The organism is Methylobacterium sp. WL64 (assembly GCF_008039945.1).
In the GTDB taxonomy this organism is placed as follows: Bacteria; Pseudomonadota; Alphaproteobacteria; order Rhizobiales; family Beijerinckiaceae; genus Methylobacterium.
On sequence record NZ_VRVA01000102.1, the window covers coordinates 1 to 18,826 of the forward strand.

General features: G+C 71.2%; 18 protein-coding genes. 6 read left to right on the forward strand and 12 right to left on the reverse strand.

Annotated elements, in window-relative coordinates; translation table 11 throughout:
• Positions 1–991: hypothetical protein (locus FV242_RS26540; RefSeq protein ID WP_147941005.1), on the reverse strand; the 991-nt coding region annotated here is incomplete at its 3' end.
• Positions 992–1,323: 332 nt separating this feature from the next.
• On the opposite strand from FV242_RS26540, the gene FV242_RS26545 reads away from it, so the two are divergent.
• Entirely contained in the window at positions 1,324–3,576 is a 2,253-nt protein-coding gene (locus FV242_RS26545) for a cyclic nucleotide-binding domain-containing protein (protein WP_147941006.1), read from the forward strand.
• Positions 3,577–3,675: 99 nt separating this feature from the next.
• Here the strand turns inward: FV242_RS26545 and FV242_RS26550 are convergent, their stop codons facing one another.
• Entirely contained in the window at positions 3,676–4,071 is a 396-nt protein-coding gene (locus tag FV242_RS26550; protein ID WP_147941007.1) for a DUF3307 domain-containing protein, read from the reverse strand.
• Between the two features lie 196 nt (positions 4,072–4,267).
• Entirely contained in the window at positions 4,268–5,242 is a 975-nt protein-coding gene (locus tag FV242_RS26555; protein WP_147941008.1) for a quinone oxidoreductase, read from the reverse strand.
• A gap of 88 nt (positions 5,243–5,330) precedes the next feature.
• Between FV242_RS26555 and FV242_RS26560 the strand changes: the two genes are divergently transcribed.
• Positions 5,331–6,242, forward strand: coding sequence for a LysR family transcriptional regulator (locus tag FV242_RS26560; RefSeq protein ID WP_147941009.1), 912 nt, complete (start codon positions 5,331–5,333; stop codon positions 6,240–6,242).
• A 38-nt stretch (positions 6,243–6,280) separates the two neighbouring features.
• Here the strand turns inward: FV242_RS26560 and FV242_RS26565 are convergent, their stop codons facing one another.
• Positions 6,281–7,069, reverse strand: coding sequence for a GDSL-type esterase/lipase family protein (locus FV242_RS26565; protein WP_147941010.1), 789 nt, complete (start codon positions 7,067–7,069; stop codon positions 6,281–6,283).
• Positions 7,070–7,387: 318 nt separating this feature from the next.
• Between FV242_RS26565 and FV242_RS26570 the strand changes: the two genes are divergently transcribed.
• Positions 7,388–8,152: a 3-hydroxyacyl-CoA dehydrogenase gene (locus FV242_RS26570; RefSeq protein ID WP_147941011.1), complete on the forward strand. Its 765-nt coding sequence runs from the start codon at positions 7,388–7,390 to the stop codon at positions 8,150–8,152.
• Between the two features lie 59 nt (positions 8,153–8,211).
• Here FV242_RS26570 and FV242_RS26575 read toward each other — a convergent pair whose 3' ends face one another.
• Complete coding sequence (locus FV242_RS26575; RefSeq protein WP_147856313.1) at positions 8,212–8,460, reverse strand: hypothetical protein; 249 nt, start codon at positions 8,458–8,460, stop codon at positions 8,212–8,214.
• Positions 8,461–8,567: 107 nt separating this feature from the next.
• The gene (locus FV242_RS26580; protein ID WP_210248961.1) at positions 8,568–9,806 is read right to left on the reverse strand and encodes an alanine--glyoxylate aminotransferase family protein; all 1,239 of its coding nucleotides are present in this window, start codon (positions 9,804–9,806) and stop codon (positions 8,568–8,570) included.
• Positions 9,807–10,025: 219 nt separating this feature from the next.
• Here FV242_RS26580 and FV242_RS26585 point away from each other — a divergent pair, with 219 nt between their 5' ends.
• The gene (locus FV242_RS26585) at positions 10,026–10,595 is read left to right on the forward strand and encodes a PepSY domain-containing protein (RefSeq protein ID WP_147909427.1); all 570 of its coding nucleotides are present in this window, start codon (positions 10,026–10,028) and stop codon (positions 10,593–10,595) included.
• 144 nt (positions 10,596–10,739) lie between these two features.
• Positions 10,740–13,013: a xanthine dehydrogenase family protein molybdopterin-binding subunit gene (locus FV242_RS26590; RefSeq protein WP_147941012.1), complete on the forward strand. Its 2,274-nt coding sequence runs from the start codon at positions 10,740–10,742 to the stop codon at positions 13,011–13,013.
• A 31-nt stretch (positions 13,014–13,044) separates the two neighbouring features.
• On the opposite strand, the gene FV242_RS26595 is transcribed toward FV242_RS26590, so the two are convergent.
• From FV242_RS26595 to FV242_RS36155, 5 genes are all read right to left on the reverse strand, one after another.
• Complete coding sequence (locus tag FV242_RS26595) at positions 13,045–14,169, reverse strand: aldo/keto reductase (protein WP_147941013.1); 1,125 nt, start codon at positions 14,167–14,169, stop codon at positions 13,045–13,047.
• A 55-nt stretch (positions 14,170–14,224) separates the two neighbouring features.
• Positions 14,225–14,905, reverse strand: coding sequence for a nickel pincer cofactor biosynthesis protein LarB (gene larB, locus FV242_RS26600; protein ID WP_147941014.1), 681 nt, complete (start codon positions 14,903–14,905; stop codon positions 14,225–14,227).
• Positions 14,902–15,717, reverse strand: coding sequence for an adenine nucleotide alpha hydrolase (locus FV242_RS26605; RefSeq protein ID WP_147941015.1), 816 nt, complete (start codon positions 15,715–15,717; stop codon positions 14,902–14,904). The genes larB and FV242_RS26605 overlap by 4 nt, the downstream gene beginning before the upstream one ends.
• Positions 15,714–17,021, reverse strand: coding sequence for a LarC family nickel insertion protein (locus FV242_RS26610; protein ID WP_147941016.1), 1,308 nt, complete (start codon positions 17,019–17,021; stop codon positions 15,714–15,716). The genes FV242_RS26605 and FV242_RS26610 overlap by 4 nt, the downstream gene beginning before the upstream one ends.
• A 243-nt stretch (positions 17,022–17,264) precedes the next feature.
• The gene (locus FV242_RS36155) at positions 17,265–17,540 is read right to left on the reverse strand and encodes a DapH/DapD/GlmU-related protein (RefSeq protein WP_147941017.1); all 276 of its coding nucleotides are present in this window, start codon (positions 17,538–17,540) and stop codon (positions 17,265–17,267) included.
• Here FV242_RS36155 and FV242_RS34815 point away from each other — a divergent pair.
• Positions 17,427–17,675 (forward strand): hypothetical protein, encoded by a 249-nt coding sequence (locus FV242_RS34815; protein WP_187278572.1) that lies wholly within the window; start codon positions 17,427–17,429, stop codon positions 17,673–17,675. The genes FV242_RS36155 and FV242_RS34815 overlap by 114 nt on opposite strands.
• A 342-nt stretch (positions 17,676–18,017) precedes the next feature.
• Here the strand turns inward: FV242_RS34815 and FV242_RS26620 are convergent, their stop codons facing one another.
• Complete coding sequence (locus tag FV242_RS26620; RefSeq protein ID WP_147909421.1) at positions 18,018–18,728, reverse strand: Crp/Fnr family transcriptional regulator; 711 nt, start codon at positions 18,726–18,728, stop codon at positions 18,018–18,020.
• Positions 18,729–18,826: the final 98 nt, after the last annotated feature.

The window sequence follows — 18,826 nt, forward strand, 5'->3', positions numbered from 1 at the left end:
GGGCCGGGTTGGCGGGGAGGGGAGCCGCCTGCCCGCCGGTCAGGGCCGCCCGCAGGGCGACGAGGCCCGCGCGGACGTCCTGCAGGGTGCCGACCACCACGTAGCAGGTGTAGCTGTGCGCCCCCGCGGGGACGTTGTTCTCCCGGAAGACGCAGTTCCACTTCACGGTGGCGTTGCCCGGGCCCGGCAGGGTCGCGAAGTTGAACCGGCCATAACCGGCATTCGGAACGGTCGGCTGGGGGAGGGCGGGGCTGTAGACGCCCATCGCTCGGGAGCCGTCGGGGGTGGCCAGGATCACCGGCACGCCCTGCTCGCCCGGCCCGGCCGAGAGCGGCGCGGACTGACCGGTCGCCGAGTCGAGGTTCCAGAAGGCCGTGAAGTCCGGCGGCATGTAGGCGGTCGCCGCCTCGAAGGTCGCCGATTCGTGGGGTTGCGCGGTGATGTAGGTGGCGCGGTACGCGATGGCGTTGGCCACGCCCGCGGCGCCCAGGGTGACGGTCTTAGCCAGGACGTCGTCGGACCGGGGTCCGGCATGGGGGCCGGGTCCCTTCGGGCAGCTGCCGGTGACGCGGCCCGGCTCGATCCAGTAGGCCATCTGCGATCGCGTCTGGAGCGTGTCCGGTCCGCGTTTCAGCTCCGTCAGCAGGGTCGTGCTGCGCGGACCCGTACCGTCGGAGTCGCTGCCGGCCTCGGTGGGGTTCAGGCACTCGCCGTAGCCGTCGTAGGACGAGGCCGATTGCAGTTCGCGGCCGTGATCGTGGGCGTTGATGAACTGCGTGCCGCCCCAGGTCAGGCTGTCGATCGCGCCGCCGGTGCGGGACGAGACCCCGACCGTGATCGGGGATCCGTTGAAGGCCCGGCTGATCGTCGCCCGGCCGCCGGGCTCGGGCCAGGCGATCGACGGCGCATCCTCGGCCTGCGCGGTCCCCGCGAGGCCGGCAAGCAGGAGCGCGGCGCGCACGGGACGGGGCAGGCGGGTCGAGGCGGGCATCGGCGGTTCCTGTTTGCAGCCGGCTTAGAGCATGACGCCGGGGAGAGGAATCCGTCTCCCGAATCGCCAGGCCCGGCAGAGGGATAGCTCCGGATGCCCAGCCGAAACCGCATTCCCGCAGGGTTCGAGCCGCAGCGGATTCGGTTGAAACTTGAACAACACCGTCGCCCGCCCCTTGCTGCCGGTACGATAATTTAAGCCCCGGGCTGCCATCGGGTTAGAAAGCTGCGGCCAAGCCTGATTCCCGCACGTCCGCGCTGCCTGTGCATGCGGCGGCCGGGGATCTGCTGCTCCGGCCGGGAACACATCTTCGGAATGCGGAAACCGTACCGATGACAACCACCGATATGGCCTCCGCCGGCAGTGGGCGGCCGACCGAGGGACGCGAGGCGCTGGTGCGCACGGCGCGCACGATCGCGGCCGCCGCAGTCGCCACCATGGTCCTGCTGCTCGACCTGATCAGCTTCTCGCAGCTGATCTTTTCCGGCCCGCTCGCGGAGAGCCGCGTCGCCGGGATGTCGGCGATGCTGGCGGCCTACGTGCTGGGCAGCCTCGTCTTCGTCGCGCTGCGGCGAACCGTGGTGGTGTCGCTGTCCTTCATCGGGGCGGCCGCGATCGTGCAGGCGGCGATCGCCGCCGCGGTGGCCGGGGAACTCCGCGACAGCGGCATCACCGATCCCGCCACGGTCGGCCGGATCGTGCTGGTCGCCTGCGGCGTCTCGACCTTCGCCACCGGCCTCGTCTTCGCCCTGCTCGGCACGCTGCGCGCCTCGCTGCTGGCGCAGCTCCTGCCCTACCCGGTCCTGACCGGCTTCCTCGGCGGCGTCGGCCTGCTGTTCCTGAAGAGCGGCCTGCAGATCGGCGCGCATCTCGACGATCCCGCCGCGGCGATGCTGAACCTGCTCGAGTCGGCGGCCCTCGACCCGAGCCTCCTCGATCCCGGGGTGCTCGGACGCATCGTCCTGACCTTCGTCATCGGCTTCTGCGCCTTCTACCTGCCCCGGCGCATCAGGCATTGGGGCACCTACCCGACGGTCATCCTGGTCAGCCTCGTCGGCGTGCATCTCGGCCTTGCCGTGCAGGGCATCGACACGGCCGCCGCGCAGGCGGCCGGATGGCTGATCGAGGCGCTGCCGACGGGATCGATGCTGCAGGCCCCGGCCGCGATGGCGCTCCAGGCCCTCGACCCCGCCCTGCTCCTGCCGATCCTGCCCCGGATCGCCACCGAGATCGTCGTCGCGATCATCATCCAGATCCTCTACGTCATCAGCGTCGAATTGGAGATGCGGCGCGATCTCAACATCGACCGGATGTTCGTCGCGTCGGGGGCGGCCAACCTGGTCGGCAGCCTGTTCGGCAGCCCCGCCATGGGCTTCGGCCGGACCTCGACGCTGCTGCTGCACAATATCGGGGGCAGCCACTGGCTCGGCTGGTGGCTCACGCTCGCCGTGATGGCGGCGCTGCTGGTGTTCGGCGCGAGCCCGCTGGCGCTGCTGCCCCGCCCGCTGGCCGGCGGCGCCCTGATCGCCATCGGCCTCGGGCTGCTGGTTAACCTCGCGCTGGCCTGCCGGACCTTCCCGGTGTGGGAGACCGGCATCGCCCTGGCGGTGTGTGCGGCGACCGCCCTGTTCGGCGCCACCACGGGCTTTTTGGTCGGCGTCGTGCTGGCGATCCTGATCTTCGCGGTCCAGTACGGCCAGATCCCGGCGGTACGCCGGTCGCTGTCCGGGTCGGAGCGGCGCAGCAGCATCATCCGCGCGCCCGACACCGCCGAGCTGCTGCGCGAATCCGGGGACCGGACGCGGATCTACGCCCTGCAGGGCTACCTGTTCTTCCTCAACGCCCAGACGATCTATCGCCGGGCCGCCGCGGAGCCCGGCACCCTGCGCACCCTGATCCTGGATTTTCGCGATTGCGTCGGGCTCGACAGCTCGGCCCTGATCGCGTTCCGCAAGATCGGGCAGCTCGCCGAGCAGCGCGGCTTCGACGTGCTGCTGGTCCATCTGGGGGCCGCGGCGCTCAGGCAGATCCAGCGCGGCGGTCTCGCCGGTCTGCGGCTGCGGACGCGCCACACCCTGGACGAGGCCCTGCGCGAGGCCGAGACGCTGCTGCTCACCGAGACCGGCTCAGCCGGGGAGGGGGCCGTCGCGCTCTTTGCCGAGCACATGGCCGACCGTCTCGGTTGCAGTCTCGCGCAGGCCGATTTCGCGCCGTATCTCAGCGTCCGCACCCTGGCGGCCGGCGAGGCGCTGCTCCGCCAGGGCGAGGCGGCCGACACCCTGTACTTCCTCGAGCAGGGCGTCGTGTCCATCGAGATGGAGGTGTCCGGCCGGCCCAACCTCCGCCTGCGCACCACGACGGCCGGCACGGTGATCGGCGAGATCGGACTGGTGAAGGGCGGGCGGCGCACCGCCACCGCCCTCGCCGAGAGCCCCTGCCGGGTGGTCGGCGTCGACCGGGCCGCGCTGGCTCGGATGGAGCGCGAGCACCCCGACCTCGCCCTCGCGCTCCAGCGCTTCCTGATCCTGGAGCTCGCCGGCAAGGTCGCCGACACCAACCTGCTGCTCGAGGCCGAGCTGACCTGAGGATTGGAGCATCGTCCCGAAAGGTGGCCGCCGCCTTTCGGGACGATGCGAAGCGAAGACCTCGCGCATCGTGCCGGTGCCGATATCCGGCACGATGCGCTAGGCCGCGGCCAACACGGCGGCGAGACCGATATGGGTGACCTGGTGGAGGAACTGATCGACCCCGATCAGCCACCAGAACCGCGCGTCCGAAGCCGGGAAGCGGGTCCGCTGGCCGATCAGCGCCTTGCCCCGGTCGATCCCCGTGTGGATCGCGAAATCCGCGAGCGCCAGCCACCACAGGGCCGGCTCGACCGCCAGGGCGATCAGCAGCGTCCCGAAACCGTGCAGGCCGGTATGGGCGCAGAGCGGCCAGGCCCAAGCCGAGGCCCGGTCCTTGCCATGGGCCATCCAGTTGGTCTGAAGCAGGAAATCCGCCGCGAGGTGCTTCACCGCGAAGGCGACGAGCAGGAGCGCGAAGAAGCCCACAGGAACGGGCGTGTCGACGGACGGCATTCCGGCCCTGTCACTCCTGGCGCGCCCCTGGCGCGACCGCGCGGGACGATCCGCTCCGAGCGTCGAATCGTGCACCGTCCATACACCCGTGCCGCGATTCGGGCAGCGCGACGCCGCACGCGGGCTGTCGATCGACACGCGGAAAACCGTATTTCCGACGGATCCGCAGCCCTCGGTCGAAGCGGGGCGGAAGGCTCTAAACCGTAAGGATGACGCTGCCCGTGGTCAGGCCGCCCTCCAGGTCGGCATGCGCGCGGGCGGCGTCCCGGAGGTCGTAGGCGGCTCCGATCGGGTTGATCAGGCCGACCTCCAGGGCGGCGATCAGGTCCGCGGCGCCGCGGCGATACAGGTCCGGATCGTTGGCGTAGGCCATCACGCTCGGTCGCATCAACGCGACCGACCGCCCGCCTCCCAGCGTCTCGACGCGGACAGGCGGGATCGGCCCGGCCGGCTGGCCGAGGCTCGCCACGGTCCCGAACGGCCGGACCGCCGCGAAGGTCCGTGCCAGCATGCCGCCGCCGATGCCGTCGATCGCCAGATGCACGCCCTGCCCATCCGCCAGGGACCGCGCCCGCTCGGCCCAGTTATCCGCGCCGTGCAGGAGCACCGCGTCCGCACCGGCCTCCAGGGCCGGCGCGCGCTTGCCCTCGGAACCGACCGTGCCGATGACATGCGCGCCGAGGCGCTTCGCCCAGCGGGTGACGATCTGGCCGAGCCCGCCCGCGGCGGCGTGGACCAGGATCCAGTCGCCGGGCCCGACCGCCCGGACCTTGTGCAGCAGCATGTGGGCGGTCAGGCCGCGCAGCATCGTGCCGCCCATCAGACGGTCGGGGAGGGTGGCGGGCAGCAGCACGAGGCGTTCCGCCGGTAGGATACGCGCCTCGGCATAGGCGCCCATCGGGGCGCCGTGATAGGCGACCCGGTCGCCAGGGCTCACCGACACGACCCCCGGGCCGACGGCCTCCACCGTCCCGGCCGCCTCGAAACCGAGCACCGCCGGATAGGCGGCGACCGGATAGAGGCCGGTCCGGAAGTAAATGTCGACGAAGTTCACGCCGATCACGGATTGCCGGATGCGGACTTCGCCTGCACCGGGTTCACCGATGTCGATCTCGGCCGCCGTCAGGACATCCGGCGCGCCGGGCCGGGTCATCGTCATCACTGTCGTCATGATCAACCTCCTGTCCCGACAGAGAACCGCGTTTTAGTCTGTGGGAGAATTCGGTGTCTCTTCACGGGCCTCGTGCGAAACTTCACCGATGATCGATTGGCAGGATCTCCACCACTTCGCGGTGCTCGCCCGGACCGGCTCGCTCTCGGCTGCGGCGCGGGACCTCGGGGTCGATCACGCGACGATCGGCCGGCGGGTCGCGTCCCTGGAGGACGCCCTGGCGCTGCGGCTGGTGGAGCGCCTGCCGCGCCGGGTCGCGCTGACTCCGGAGGGGGCCGCCATCGCGGCCCTGGCGGCGGAGATCGTCCGAACCGTACAGGCGATCGAGCGCCGCGCCCTTGGCTACGCGGCGGCACCGGTCGCCACGGTCCGGATCAGCGCTCCGCCGGCCGTGGCAGCCCGCCTCATCGCCCCGCAGGTCGCGCGTTTCCACCGGGCGCATCCCGGCATCACCCTGGTCCTGTCCGGTGCCGCCCGGATCGCCGCCCTCGACCGCGGAGAGGCGGAGATCGCCGTGCGTCTGACCCGCCCCGACGACCCGGATCTCCTGATCCGCCGCATCGGGGTGATGCGGTTCGCCCTCTACGCAAGCCCGGACCAGGCCGCGCGGCCGCCGGCGGATTGGACCTTCATCGGCTACGATTCCGCGCTGGACCACGTTCCCCAGCAGATCTGGCTGCGGACCCTGCTGGGGAGCCGTCCGATCGTATTCCAGGCCAGCGACCTGTTCGGCCAGCAGGAGGCGGCCCGGGCCGGCCTGGGCGCCGTCGTCCTGCCCCGTTTCCTGGGCGATGCCGACGGGGTCCTGGCCCGCCTGCCGGCCCAGCCGGAACCGCCGAACCGGGATGTCTGGCTTGCGACCTATCCCGACCTCACGCGCTCGCCCGTGATCCGCGCGGCGCTGGATTTTCTGGCTGGGGTGATCGGCCTGGGATGCCCGATTGCCGCACCGGCGGATCCGGGTCGCGCCGCCGCGCCTGAGAACGCGGTCTCGCCGTAGCCGAGCGGGGGGATCCGGTCGAGGATCGGCGCGCAGCGTCATGGGCGCAGGCCCCAGGCCGCGGCGTGGAGCCCGCGCAGGCTGCCCGCCGGGACCGCGGCGCGCTTCCGGGGCGCGGGCGGGGCCGGGTCGAGCGCGACCAGGCGGATCACCTCGGCGGCCAGCCGGGTGTAGTCCGCCAGGTGTACGCCGTCCGGGTCGAGGCCCGTGCAGGCGAGACCCGTGCAGGCGAGACCCGTGCAGGCGCATCCCGGACCGCCGTCGCGCAAGCCCGCGAACGGGTCGAAGAAGCTGTGGCCGCCGGCCCGGCAGAGGCCTTCGAGGCGGTCCGAGAAGGCTGCGACTGCGGCGGGGTCCCGGCCGGTCGTCCAGGCGCCGATCGGCGGGACGGACGCGACGAAGACCTGGGCTGCCCAGGCGTCCAGAACCCGCAGGATGCGCCGGACCGCAGCCTCGAACCGGCGCTCCGTACCCACCCGCTCCGGATGCCGCCAGCGCATGATGTCATTGGTGCCGATGATCAGGATTGCGGCCGCGCAGCGGGCCGGGGCCCGGAGGCCCGCGAGGTACGTCGCGCAATCGGCCGCGGTGCTGCCGCCGAGGCCGAGATTGATGCTGGGCCGGCCACCGAAATCCGGATTCCCGAGGAACTCGGCATGCGAGTTCCCGACCAGCAGCACGCTCTCGGGAGTGGCTTTGCGGAGTGCCGCCTGCAGGGCCGGGCCGCGCTCGGCCAGACGATTGCGGACGATTCGCCCGTGCCGCCACTGCCGGGCGGAGGTCTCGATCCATGACTCGATCTGTGTCCCGATCCGTGGCGCGTGCATGGTGGTCCTGAGCAGGCATGAGGGATCGGCCGCCCGCGGGAGGGCCCGGGCACGGGGGACATATTGGCTCGTATCGAGACCTAGTCTTCGGCCAAATTTTTCGTCTTAAGGCCGCAGAAACACTTCGTTACTTTCGATCATGCGCGCAAAGACAGAGTAGAGAACCGCGCTCTGACGCCTGATGACCTTCATCTAAATATGTGGGAATTATTCACACGTCAATGGTGAAGCTGGTCCTGGGCGACGTCGTCGGGCCGGCCTTCCGGACTTCACGATCCCGCGCTACGCCGGGCCTCCGACACACCCGGGGGAGCCAGGATGATCAAGGATCGCGTCTACATCGTCACCGGTGCCGGCTCAGGGCTCGGCGCCGCCGTGGCGCGCAGCCTCGTCGCGGCCGGCGCCAGCGTCGTGGTGGCGGACATCGCCCGGGAGGCCGGGGCCGGGGTGGCGGCGGAGCTAGGCGCGCGGGCGCGCTTCGCGGCCACCGACGTCACCAGCGAGGCGGACGGGCAGGCGGCGGTCCAGGCGGCGCTGGACGCGTTCGGGCACCTGCACGGGCTCATCAACTGCGCGGGGATCGCACCGGGCGAGAAGGTGGTCGGCCGCGACGGCCCGCACCGGCTGGACAGCTTCGCCCGGGCGGTGACGGTCAACCTGGTCGGCACATTCAACATGATCCGGCTGGCCTCCGCGGCGATCGCCCAGGAGGCGCCCGACGCGGAAGGCGCCCGCGGCGTCATCGTCAACACCGCCTCGGTCGCGGCGTTCGACGGCCAGATCGGACAGGCGGCCTATGCGGCCTCGAAGGGCGGCGTCGTCGCGATGACCCTGCCGATCGCCCGGGAGTTGGCCCGGCACGGCATCCGGGTCGTCACCATCGCGCCGGGGATCTTCGAGACGCCCATGATGGCGGGGATGCCGCAGGAGGTGCAGGACGCGCTCGGCCAGAGCGTGCCGTTCCCGCCCCGGCTCGGCCGCCCGTCGGAATATGCCGACCTCGTCCGGCACATCTGCGAGAACCCGATGCTCAACGGCGAGACGATCCGCCTGGACGGGGCGCTGCGGATGCCGCCCCGCTGAGAGGACACGGGCGCATCGCCTCATCCCGGACGCCGGCAACCCCCATCCGGAGCGCGACTCTAACCGATCGAGACGCTGGTCAGGAGTTCGGCGGCCCGGCGCACCTCGGTGACGATCAGTTCCTCGCTCGGCCCCTCGATCGGCATGTCGGACAGGATCGCGGCGACGTCGCGCTTCACGTCCTCGCGGATCTCCGGGTTCTCCTCGGACAGGCGCCCGATCAGGACGCCCAGGACGATCTCCAGCGCGGAGAGCTTCGCGTGCACGCGGGTGAAGTCGTCCAGCGGTTCCGGCTCGTTCGCGTTCATGAGGTGCTCCCGGTGTCGAGGCACCGCACCGTCCGGATGGCGGGCGACGCCTCGGGCCAGCCATACGCTCCCGCGGCCCGCCGGGTCGATCCCGGGACGCGCCGCGATCAGGCGGCCGGGCTCTCGTTCCAGGCGGCCAGGGCCGCCGCGACGCCAGCGCCCGGCGGAACGGTGAAGCCTTCCGCCCGCAGGACAGCCTCCAGGGCACCCAGGGTGATCAGCACCTTGTGCTTGCGGGCGTTGTAGCCCATCGCGCCGATCCGCCAGACCTTGCCGGCCAGGGGCCCGAAGGCGGTGCCGATCTCGATCTCGAAATCCTCCCGCATCCGGCGCCGCACCGCCTCGCCGTCGATCCCGTCCGGGATGTACAGCGCGGTGACGTTGGTCATCCGGTACCGGTCGTCGCCGAACACGGTGAGCCCCATCGCCCGGATGCCGGCCGCGACCGCGCGACCGGCGGCCGCGTGCCGGCGATAGCAGGCCGCCAGACCCTCGCCGAGCAGGACCCGGGCGCATTCGCGCGCGCCGTACAGCATGGTGGTCGCCTCGGTGTGGTGGTTGAGGCGCTTCTCGGACCAGTAATCCATGATCATGGCGAGGTCGAAGTAGTTCGAGCCGATCCGCACGCCTAAGCCGTCGTCGATGTCGTCCCGGCGGATGCCGTGCTCGACGTGGCGCCGGGAGAAGATCCGCTCGGCCGCCGCCGGCGAGACGGTGATGGGCGACGAGCCCGACGGGCCGCCGAGGCATTTCTGCAGGCCGCCGGTCACCACGTCGATGCCCCAACGGTCGGCGGCGATCTCCATGCCCCCGATGGTCGCGGTGGCGTCGACGTACGAGAGGGCGCCGGCCCGGCGGCAGAGGTCGCCGAGCCCGTCGAGGGGCTGGGCCATGGTGGTCGAGGTGTCGCCATGCACAGTCGCCACGACCTTCGGGCCGAAGCGCTCAACCGCGGCGGCGATCGCCTCCAGGGGCACGACCTCGCCCCAGGGCGCATCCACGGTCTCGACCACGGCGCCGACCCGCTCCAGGATCTCGGTGAGCAGCAGGCCGAACCGGCCGAAATTGACCACCAGCACCCGCTCGCCGGGGGCGACCAGGCTCACCAGGGCGGCCTCGATCCCGGCCCGCGCCGTGCCGTCGACCAGGAAGGTCCAGCGGTTCTCGGTGCCGAAGACCGGGCGATAGAGCGCCATCACCTCGTTCATGTAGGCGGTCATCTCGGGGTCGAACTGCCCGAGCAGGTCGGCCGACATGGCGCGCAGTACGCGCGGATGGGCATTGACGGGGCCCGGCCCCATCAGGAGCCGCTGGGGCGGGTCGATCTCGCCGATCTGCTCAAGCACGGGCTGGCTTCCTTCGCTGTCGCGCATTCCGGGCGGGCCGACGCAATCCTTCGGCCAGCCGCCTCCGCCCTGTCGCCTCCGACCCTGCAGCGGTCGAGAGTGGTGCTAGGGACCCGCGGCGCTTCGATCAAGCCAAGCGTTTTTCCTCAGGGCCGGAAACCCCATCCGGGCCGCGGCGTTTCACGGTCCCGAGACAGAACCCGCAAAGGGAAACACGCCATGATCAACCGCCTCGCCACCGCGGCCGGCCTGCTCGCGCTCTCGACGAGCTTCGCGCTGGCCCAGACCGCAACGCCCGCGCCGGCTCAGCCGGCGACCCAGACCGACAGCAGCATGAAGGAGTGGCAAGTCGCCAAGGTCGCCAAGGTCGGCCTCGCCCAGGCCCTGACGACCGCCCAGGCGCAGGGCGACGAGAAGGGCGGCCGCGCCATCGACGCCGATTTCGAGAAGGCCGACAGCAAGAACCCGGCGCACTACGCCATCAAGGTCGTCTACCCGAGCGGCAAGCTGGTGGAATACGGCATCAACGCCGATACCGGCGCCCTGTACAAGACCGAGAACCAGCCGATCGAGCGCTACTTCACCCGGCTGAAGCCCGCCGACTTCCAGAACGCCAAGACCCCGTTGAAGGACGCGCTCTCCATCGCCGAGCAGAAGGCCGGCGGCGGCAAGGCCTACGAGGCCGAGGTCGAGAAGGACGGCTCGACGGTCCAGTACGAGATCAAGGTGGCTGGCGCCGACAAGGAGCAGACGGTGAAGGTCGGCCCGGACGGCAAGGTGGTCGACTGATCCCGTAGGGGTGCCATCCGAAGCGGCGGGGCCGCTCCAAGACCGCCCCGCCGCTGCACGGTGTCGCCCCGCCGCCCGGTCGCGGAGCCGGGCGGCCGCTTCGGCGATTGCTCCCGGGTGAGACTGCGGACCGGGAGCGCGAACATGGAATCAGGCACGCAAGACTCCCGAAAAATCCTCGGAAAGGCCCATACCCGGGTCGAGGGGGCCGACAAGGTCACCGGCCGGGCGCTCTACGCTTCCGACCGGCCCGGCCCGGAGGCGACCGCCCACGCCGCCCTGGTCACCAGCACCATCGCCCGGGGTCGGATCATCGGGTTCGATCTCGCCGCAGCCGAGCGGGTGCCGGGGGTGCTGGCGATCTTCACCCACCAAACGTTTGCCGGGGCGGTGGCGCCGGTGAAGCACCTGATGGCCGGCGGCTACGCCAACAGTTCGCACCGGCCCCTCGACTCCGATGCGGTGGCGTATGCCGGCCAGATCGTCGCGTTGGTAGTGGCCGAGACCCAGGAGGCGGCCGAGGAGGCGGCCGGCGCGGTTCGGGTCTCCTACGCGGAGGAGCCGGCCTCCGGCGGCTTCGACGCCCCCGGGGCCGAGACGGTCCGGCTCGCGGACCTCAAGGCCCAGCACGCCGACATCGCCCGGGGCGACGCTGAGGCCGGGATGCGGGAGGCCGCGATCCGGGTCGAGGCGCGCTACGAGACCCCGATCCAGCACCACAACCCGATCGAGCTGTTCACCACCCGGGCGGCCTGGGACGGCGACCGCCTCACGGTGCACGAGCCGACCCGCTACGTCGGCGCTGTGCAGCACGGGCTCGCCGCGCAGCTCGGCCTCGATCCCGCACAGGTGCGGGTGGTGTCGGGGCTGATCGGCGGCCATTTCGGCTCGAAGTTCGCGCTGTCGCAGCACACGGCCCTGGTCGCCCTGGCGGCCCGCCGCATCGGCCGGCCGGTGTCGCTGGTGCCGACCCGGCGGCAATGCTTCACCATCGCCAATTACCGGCCGGAATCGCGCCATGCCATCCGGCTCGGCGCCGACCGGACAGGGCGGTTCACCGCCCTGGTGCACGAGGCCGAGACCGTGACCTCGCGGTTCGATCCGTTCGTCATGGAGGGGGCCGAGGTGACCGCGGGCCTCTACGCCTGCCCGAACATCCGGACCGAGGAGCGGGCCGTGCGGGTCGACCGCAACACCCCCGGGCCGATGCGGGCGCCCCCGGAGGTGCCGTTCCTGTTCGCCCTGGAAAGCGCCGTCGACGAGGTGGCGGTGGCCCTCGGAATGGATCCGATCGCCCTGCGTCGGATCAACGACACCGCGGTGGATCCCGTCTCCGGCAAGCCGTTCTCGACGCGGCCGCTGATGGCCTGCTTCGATGCCGGGGCGCGGGCCTTCGGCTGGTCGCGCCGGGATCCGCGCCCCGGGGCAATGCGCGACGGCCCCTGGCGGGTGGGCCTGGGCTGCGCGGCCTCGGTGCGGCCGGTGAAGATCGCCGCCGCGACCCTGCGGGTGCGGCTCGCTCCGGACGGCAGCGCGGAAGTCGCCTGCGCGCATCACGAGATCGGCAACGGCATCACCACGCTGCTCGCCATGGGCGCGGCCGAGGGCCTCGGCATTCTGGTGGAGCGGGTCGCGGTCCGGCTCGGCGACACGGCGCTGCCGGCGGCCGGCATCTCCGGCGGATCGAGCACGACGACCAGCCTGATGAACGCCCTCGCGCTCGGCTGCGGTCAGATCCGCGAGGCCCTGGCGCAGGCTGCGACGGGGCAGGGCGGTCGCCTAGCCGGCCGGGATCCGGGCACCTTGCGCCTCGCGAGCGGGCGGCTCGCGGCCCCGGACGGGAGCGGAATCGCGCTGGCCGAGGCGGTCGGCCCCGAGGGCGTCGAGACGCTCGCCGCGTTCGTACCCGCGGGGGCCGACCGGGAGAAGGCGCTGGCGGCCCTGCGGCAGGGTCATATCGGGCTGACCCTCGGCGGGGGCGGGCACGCCGTGTCCTGGGGTTTCGGCGCGCAGTTCGCGGAGGTCCACGTCCACGCCGAGACCGGCGAGATCCGGGTGCCCCGCCTCACCGGCGCCTTCGCGGCGGGGCGGATCCTCAACCCGCTGACCGCCCGGAGCCAGCTCATGGGCGGGATGATCTGGGGCCTCGGCTCGGCGCTCCTGGAGGAGACGGTTCTGGACGGCGCCGCCTACCGCAACCCGGATCTCGCCGAGTACCTCGTCCCGACCTCGGCCGACGCCCCGGCGGTCGAGGCGGTGCTGGTGCCGGACCCCGACGATCAGGTCGACGCCCTCGGGCTGAAGGGGCTTGGCGAACTCGGCATCATCGGGGTCAACGCAGCCATCGCCAACGCCGTCCACCACGCCACCGGGCGCCGGATCCGCAAGCTGCCGATCCGGCTGGAGGATGTGGCGTGAGGCGAGGCGCGGCGTGGCCCTCGGGGAGCGGCTACTCCATCGTCGGCGCCAGCTTCTTCACGCTCTGCACGTCCTCGCCCAGCCAGGCGGCGTTCTTGGCGGTGCCGTCGAAGGTCGCGCTCGTCTTGAACAGCTCGTACTTGCCCTCCAGCGCGTAGGGCTTGGAGCGCGACAGCAATTCTGCGACCGTGGCCTTGTCCATCGGCTTGAACGTCTTCACCGCCTCGAACGCCTGATCGAGGTCGCGCTGGTTCTGGATGCCGGTGATCACCACCGAGACCGGCAGGTTCAGCGAGAAGTGCAGGTATTCCAGCGGCTTGATCGGCGCGTCGGCCTTCAGGATCACCCCGTCGCCGAAGGTCTTCATGGCGAGCGGCGCGATGCCCTCGGCCACGAGGTGCGGCAGCACGAGATGGCCGAACGAGCGGAAATGCGCATCCATCACGTTGAGCGGCATCTGGCAGGAATCGAAGTGGAAGCCGCGCTCCTGCGCCACCGCCAGCATCTGCAGGTGGATGCGCGGGTCCTTGTGGCCGGTGAAGCCGATGTAGCGCAGCTTGCCCTGCTTCTTGGCCTCCAGGAATCCCTCCATGGCCCCGCCTTCGGCGAAGACGCGGTCGGGATCGTCGTAGCGCAGGATCTCGTGGTGCTGGACGAGGTCGATCCGGTCGGTGCGCAGGCGCAGGAGCGACTGGTCGATCTGCTTGAGCGCCTCCTCCTTGGTCCGCCCGTCCATCTTGGACATCAGGAAGACCTTGTCGCGGTAGCCGCCCTCGGCCAGGGCCGCGCCCATGCGCAGTTCGGAGCGGCCGTCGTTGTAGTCCCAGCAATTGTCCATGAAGGTGATGCCGCGATCGACGCCTTCGTGGATCAGCCGCGTCGCCTCGGCATCCGTCACCGCGCTCTTGCCGAGGTGGAACCCGCCCATCCCGATCGCGGAGATCTTTTCGGACGTCCGCCCGAACGGGCGGTAGAGCATCTCGCCCCGGAGTTCGCCGGGATCGGTGACCAGCGGCAGGTCGGCCGGGTCCTGCGGCCGGGTGTTCGGAAGCGGCGGGACGCTCACGGCCGCACCCGCGCTGCCGGCGCCGGCGAGACCGGTGCCCGTAAGCCCCGCGCCGAGCACGGCGCCCTGGATGAAGCTGCGGCGTTCCATCGGATATCTCCGTTCGGGAAGGTGTCTGGTTCGAACGGTAACGGGTGGCGGGACATCATCGTTCGGCCTCCTGGGCGAGGCGGCTCGCCGCGTTGAGCAGGCGCAGGGCCGCGCAGGCGGCCCCGTAGCCGTTGTCGATATTGACCACCACGATCCCGGGGGCGCAGCTCGCCAGCACCGCGTCCAGGGCTGTGCGCCCCCCTGCGGCGACGCCGTAGCCCACGGAGGTCGGGACCGCGATCACCGCCCCGCCGACGAGGCCGCCGACCACGCTCGGCAGCGCCGCATCCATGCCGGCCGCGACGATCACCACCGGATGCGCCCGGATCTCCTCCAGACGCGTGGTCAGACGCCACAGGCCGGCGACACCGACATCGGCGAACAGCGTCGCGGATCGTCCGGCATAGCCGAGCGTCCGTAAGGCTTCCCGGGCGACCGGGACGTCCGAGGTGCCGGCCGCGACCACGGCCACCCGGGCCGGACCGGCAACCGGCGGGCCCTGCCCGAACACCGCCGTGCGCGAGACCGGACAGTAATCGAGCCGCGCCGCGTGCCCGAGCCGGGAGAACTTCTCCGGGTCGAGCCGGGTCAGGAGCAGCGAGGCACCCCGCTCGCGTGCGGCCGCCAGGATCGCGTCGATCTGCTCGGGGCTCTTGCCGGCGCAGAAGATGGCCTCCTCCAGGCCGATCCGCTCGGGCCGGGCGAAGTCGAGGGTGAATTCGTCCGCCACGCTCATGCGGGGAATGCTCCGGTCAGGAAGGCGCTGCCGACCCGGTAGGGTGCGAACCGGACGGCGCCTGAGAGGCGCGGCGGCGCGATCTCCCGGATGCCGGATCCCAGGGCGGCGCGGCGCTCCGCGTCGAGGGCGGCGAGGCTGCCGGGGTCGAGCTCCACGACCACGCCCTCGGCGCGCACCCGGCAGCGAACCGCCCGCTTGGGGCCCGCCCCGGCATCGAGGGCGCCGCCGACCAGACGCTCGACCGCGTGGATGAATGCCAAGGTCTCCGGCTCGATCGGGATGCCGGTCTCGACCCGGCTCGACAGGCAAGGCGCGGCCGGCAACTCGGCCACCGCGCCGAGACCGAGGTCGCGGGCCAGCGCCCGCACGGCCGCCTTGTCGAACCCGGCCTCGACATAGGGGTGGCGCACCGCATGCTCCCGGGCGGCGTCGAGGCCGGGTCGGTACTCGCCGAGGTCGTCGCGATTGGCACCCGACAGGATCTGCCGGTCGGTGACGTGCCGGACCGCGCCGTACAGATTGGTCTTGCAGAAGAAGCAGCGGTTCACGGGATTGGCCCGGTAGGCCGGGTCGGCGAACTCGCCGGCCTCGATCACCCGCAGGTCCCAGCCCTCCCGGGCGGCCTCGGCCCGGACCCGCGCGGTCGCCTCCCCGGGCACGGCCGGGGAGACCGCGTGGACCACGAGGGTCGCGGCCGGTGCCAGCCGGTGGGCGAGGGTGGCCAGCGTCAGGCTGTCGACCCCGCCGCTCACCGCCACCGCGACGGGACCGAGCCCCGCCAGCACAGCTTCGAGATGCGCGCGCGTCACCGCTCCTCCTTCGTGGTCTCTCGCAGGGCGAGGCGCTCGGCCTCGCGGCGCACATGCGCCCGGGCAGTGTGGTCTCCCTGGCCCAGCGTATCGTCGGCCTCGGCCTTGGCGGTGCGCCCGCCCGGCCGGTCGACCACCTTCACCCGCACCGGCCGGCCCTCCGGCGCGACCGTGACGGCCTCCCGGCCGAGCACCGCGCGCGCGACCCGGTGGTGGCGCAGCCCGATCGTGGTGGTCTCGCGGAAGCAGGCCGCGATCGCCGCCTCCAGGTTCTCGGGCTGCACCAGGGCCTGGATATGGGCCATCATCCGGCCCTTCTTGCCCAGCACCGGCATCTGCACGACGTCGCGCATGCCGGGCTCCGCGCGCAGGCGGTCGAGGCCCATTGCCAAATCCTCCCCCGACTGGTCGTCGATCTCGAACGCGATCACCACCAGGTCGTCCCGGCCGGGATGAGCGGCGGGCGCCTCCTCCAGCACGAGGGCGCGCAGGCAATTGCTCAGGCCCGGCAGGACCCTCGTGCCGAAACCGATCCCGCTGGGCCCGAGCGTGCCGGCGGGCCGGCCGCGCCCGGGCGCCTCACCGCAGAGATGGCGCAGGATCGCCGCGCCGGTGGGGGTCACGCGCTCCCCCGGGATCCCATCGTCGAGGGTCGGAAAGCCTTCGAGCAGGAGCGTGGTGGCGGGGGCCGGCACCGGCAGGGGGCCGTGCTGGGTCCGGACCCGGCCCGAGCCCAGCGGCAGGGCCGAGACGCTCCAGCTGCGCACCTCGAGGGCGGCGATCAGGTGGGCGGCGGCGACGATGTCGGCGATCGAATCGAAGGCGCCGACCTCGTGGAACGCCACCGCGTCGACCGCGATGCCGTGGACCCGGGCTTCGGCCTCGGCGAGGTGCCCGAAGATCGCCAGCGCATGCGCCCGGACGGCCGGCGCAAGGTTCGCCCGGTCGAGATCCCCGCGGATCTCGGACCAGGGCCGGTGGCCGTGATGCGGCAGGTGGTCCGCGTGCCCGTGCGTCGGGTCGTGGGCGTGATCGTGCGTGGCATGGTGATCGTGGCGGTCCGGATGGGCCGCGTGGCCGCCGTGCCGATGCGGCGCAGGCATCTCAGCCTCGGGGGCCGAGACCGCGAAGCGCAGGCCCCGCAGGATGCCGTCGTTGTGCTGCGACGTGGTGCAGGCGATGCGCGGATCGACGGCCCGCACGCTGGCGCGCACGCCCTCGAGATGCTCGGGAAAAGCATCCAGCAACGCGGCGGCGAACATGTCGCCGGCGACGCCGCCGAGTGCGTCGAGATGGATGTGCATGGTCTGTCGGTCGGCTCGAACCGGTTGCCTGATGCGGTTCAGATCGGCCGCCGCCGGCCGAAGGCAAGGGACGCGGACCCATCGCGGCGACGCGGCGTATCGCCGTCGGTCCGGGCGGAGCCGTCGTCCGTCAGCGCGGCGGCTCCGGATTACGCGCCGCGGAGCGGTTGGAGGGGCCCACCGAGGGTGAGCTCCGGCCGACGCGTCCTGTAGAACCGGGCCGCTGAGGCCTGACGATCCATCTCAGTTCGGGACCAGCCGCCTTATCGTCTTCGCGGGCACGCCACCGACCAAGACTCCCGCCTCGACATCCTTGGTCACGACTGATCCAGCCGCAACTATAGATTGTTCTCCGATCGTAACGCCGCACAAAATGATTGCCCCGGCTCCGATCCAGACGCCGTCATGCACGATGATGTCTTTGTGGAATGTCTGACGCGTTATGCTTGTTCTATCGTGGAACGCGTCGATGACGAGATCATGCGTCGATGTTTCGAAGCTTACCCTGGAACCGATCATGCATCGATTACCGATCTCAATCCGCGCGTTCCGGCAGGCAAATCGGACATCGGAATTGATGAATGTTTGATACCCAATCGTAAGGCCTCTTATAGCCTCGTCGTTGAGACTTTGCTCGAAAATGATGGGACTTGAAATGTGCGATCTTGCCCCGATTCGAATGCCAATATTGCGCAAAAGCGCTCGCCGCGCGCCGTTGAGCCCGTAGAAATTCGGAATCCGGTTATATACGATTAGTATAAAATAACTATATAACCGCAATAAGTAGAGCACACTCAATTCAATCGCCCATATATATCCGCCGATTGACGGCATTTGGTTAAATACTATCCTGAAAATCAATCTTTGAGCAAGCGTATCCCGCCATGGCTCAGGCGCGGATCCCGGCAGCCGCCCCGTCCGAGCGCATGTTACAGCCGCCGGCGGGGGTCCGGGCCGGTACGCCGGTCTCATGCCAGGTGTCTCAGGCCAGGTGTCTCAGGCCAGATGCAGGTAGGCTGGGTCGAACAGGCCGCGCTCCATCAACCCGTCAAGGTCGTGGATCGTCAGGCGCCGGCCCCGCAGAGCGATGAGGCCGCCGGTGCGCAGCGCCTTCAGGGTACGGTTGATATGCACGCTGGTCTGGCCGAGGGCGTCGGCGAGGTCGGGTTGGGTGATCGGCATCGGGATCGTGTTTCCCTCGGCGAGGCCGACCCGGGCGAGCCGCAGGTACAGCTCGCAGAACAGGTGCGCGAGGCGCTCGATCGCCGAACGGCGCCCGACGCTGGCGATCCACTCGCGCTGGAGCGCCGTGGTGTCGCGCATCTCGCGCCACAGGCACTCCTCCACCGCCGGCCGGGTCCGGATCGCCTCGCCGATCTGGTCCGGCGCGATCCGGGCGACCGTGACCGGCGTGATCGCCCCGATGGCGTGGTCAAGGCGAGGCCAGCGGGCCGGGGAGGGGTCGCACAGGTCGCCCGGCAGGAGCAGCGAGACGATCGCTCGCCGACCGTCCGGAAACTGCTTGTAGCGGCAGGCCCAGCCGTCGAGGATCAGGTGGGTGTGGTGCGGGTCTTCGTGCTGCCCGACGATGTCCTGACGCGGCGCGACGGGGCGGATATGCTGTCGGGCGAGGCCGTCGAGGGCGGCGCGGTCCTCGGGCCCGAGCCGGACGTGCCGCTCCATCTTCCGCACGAACGGGTTGTTCACGGCGGCCTCCGGTCAGAGGCCGCAATGCCGATGCGGTTCCGAACCGTCCGTCCATCCGTAGCTGGATCGTCCCGCCCGCGGCCGGCACGCGGCGGGTG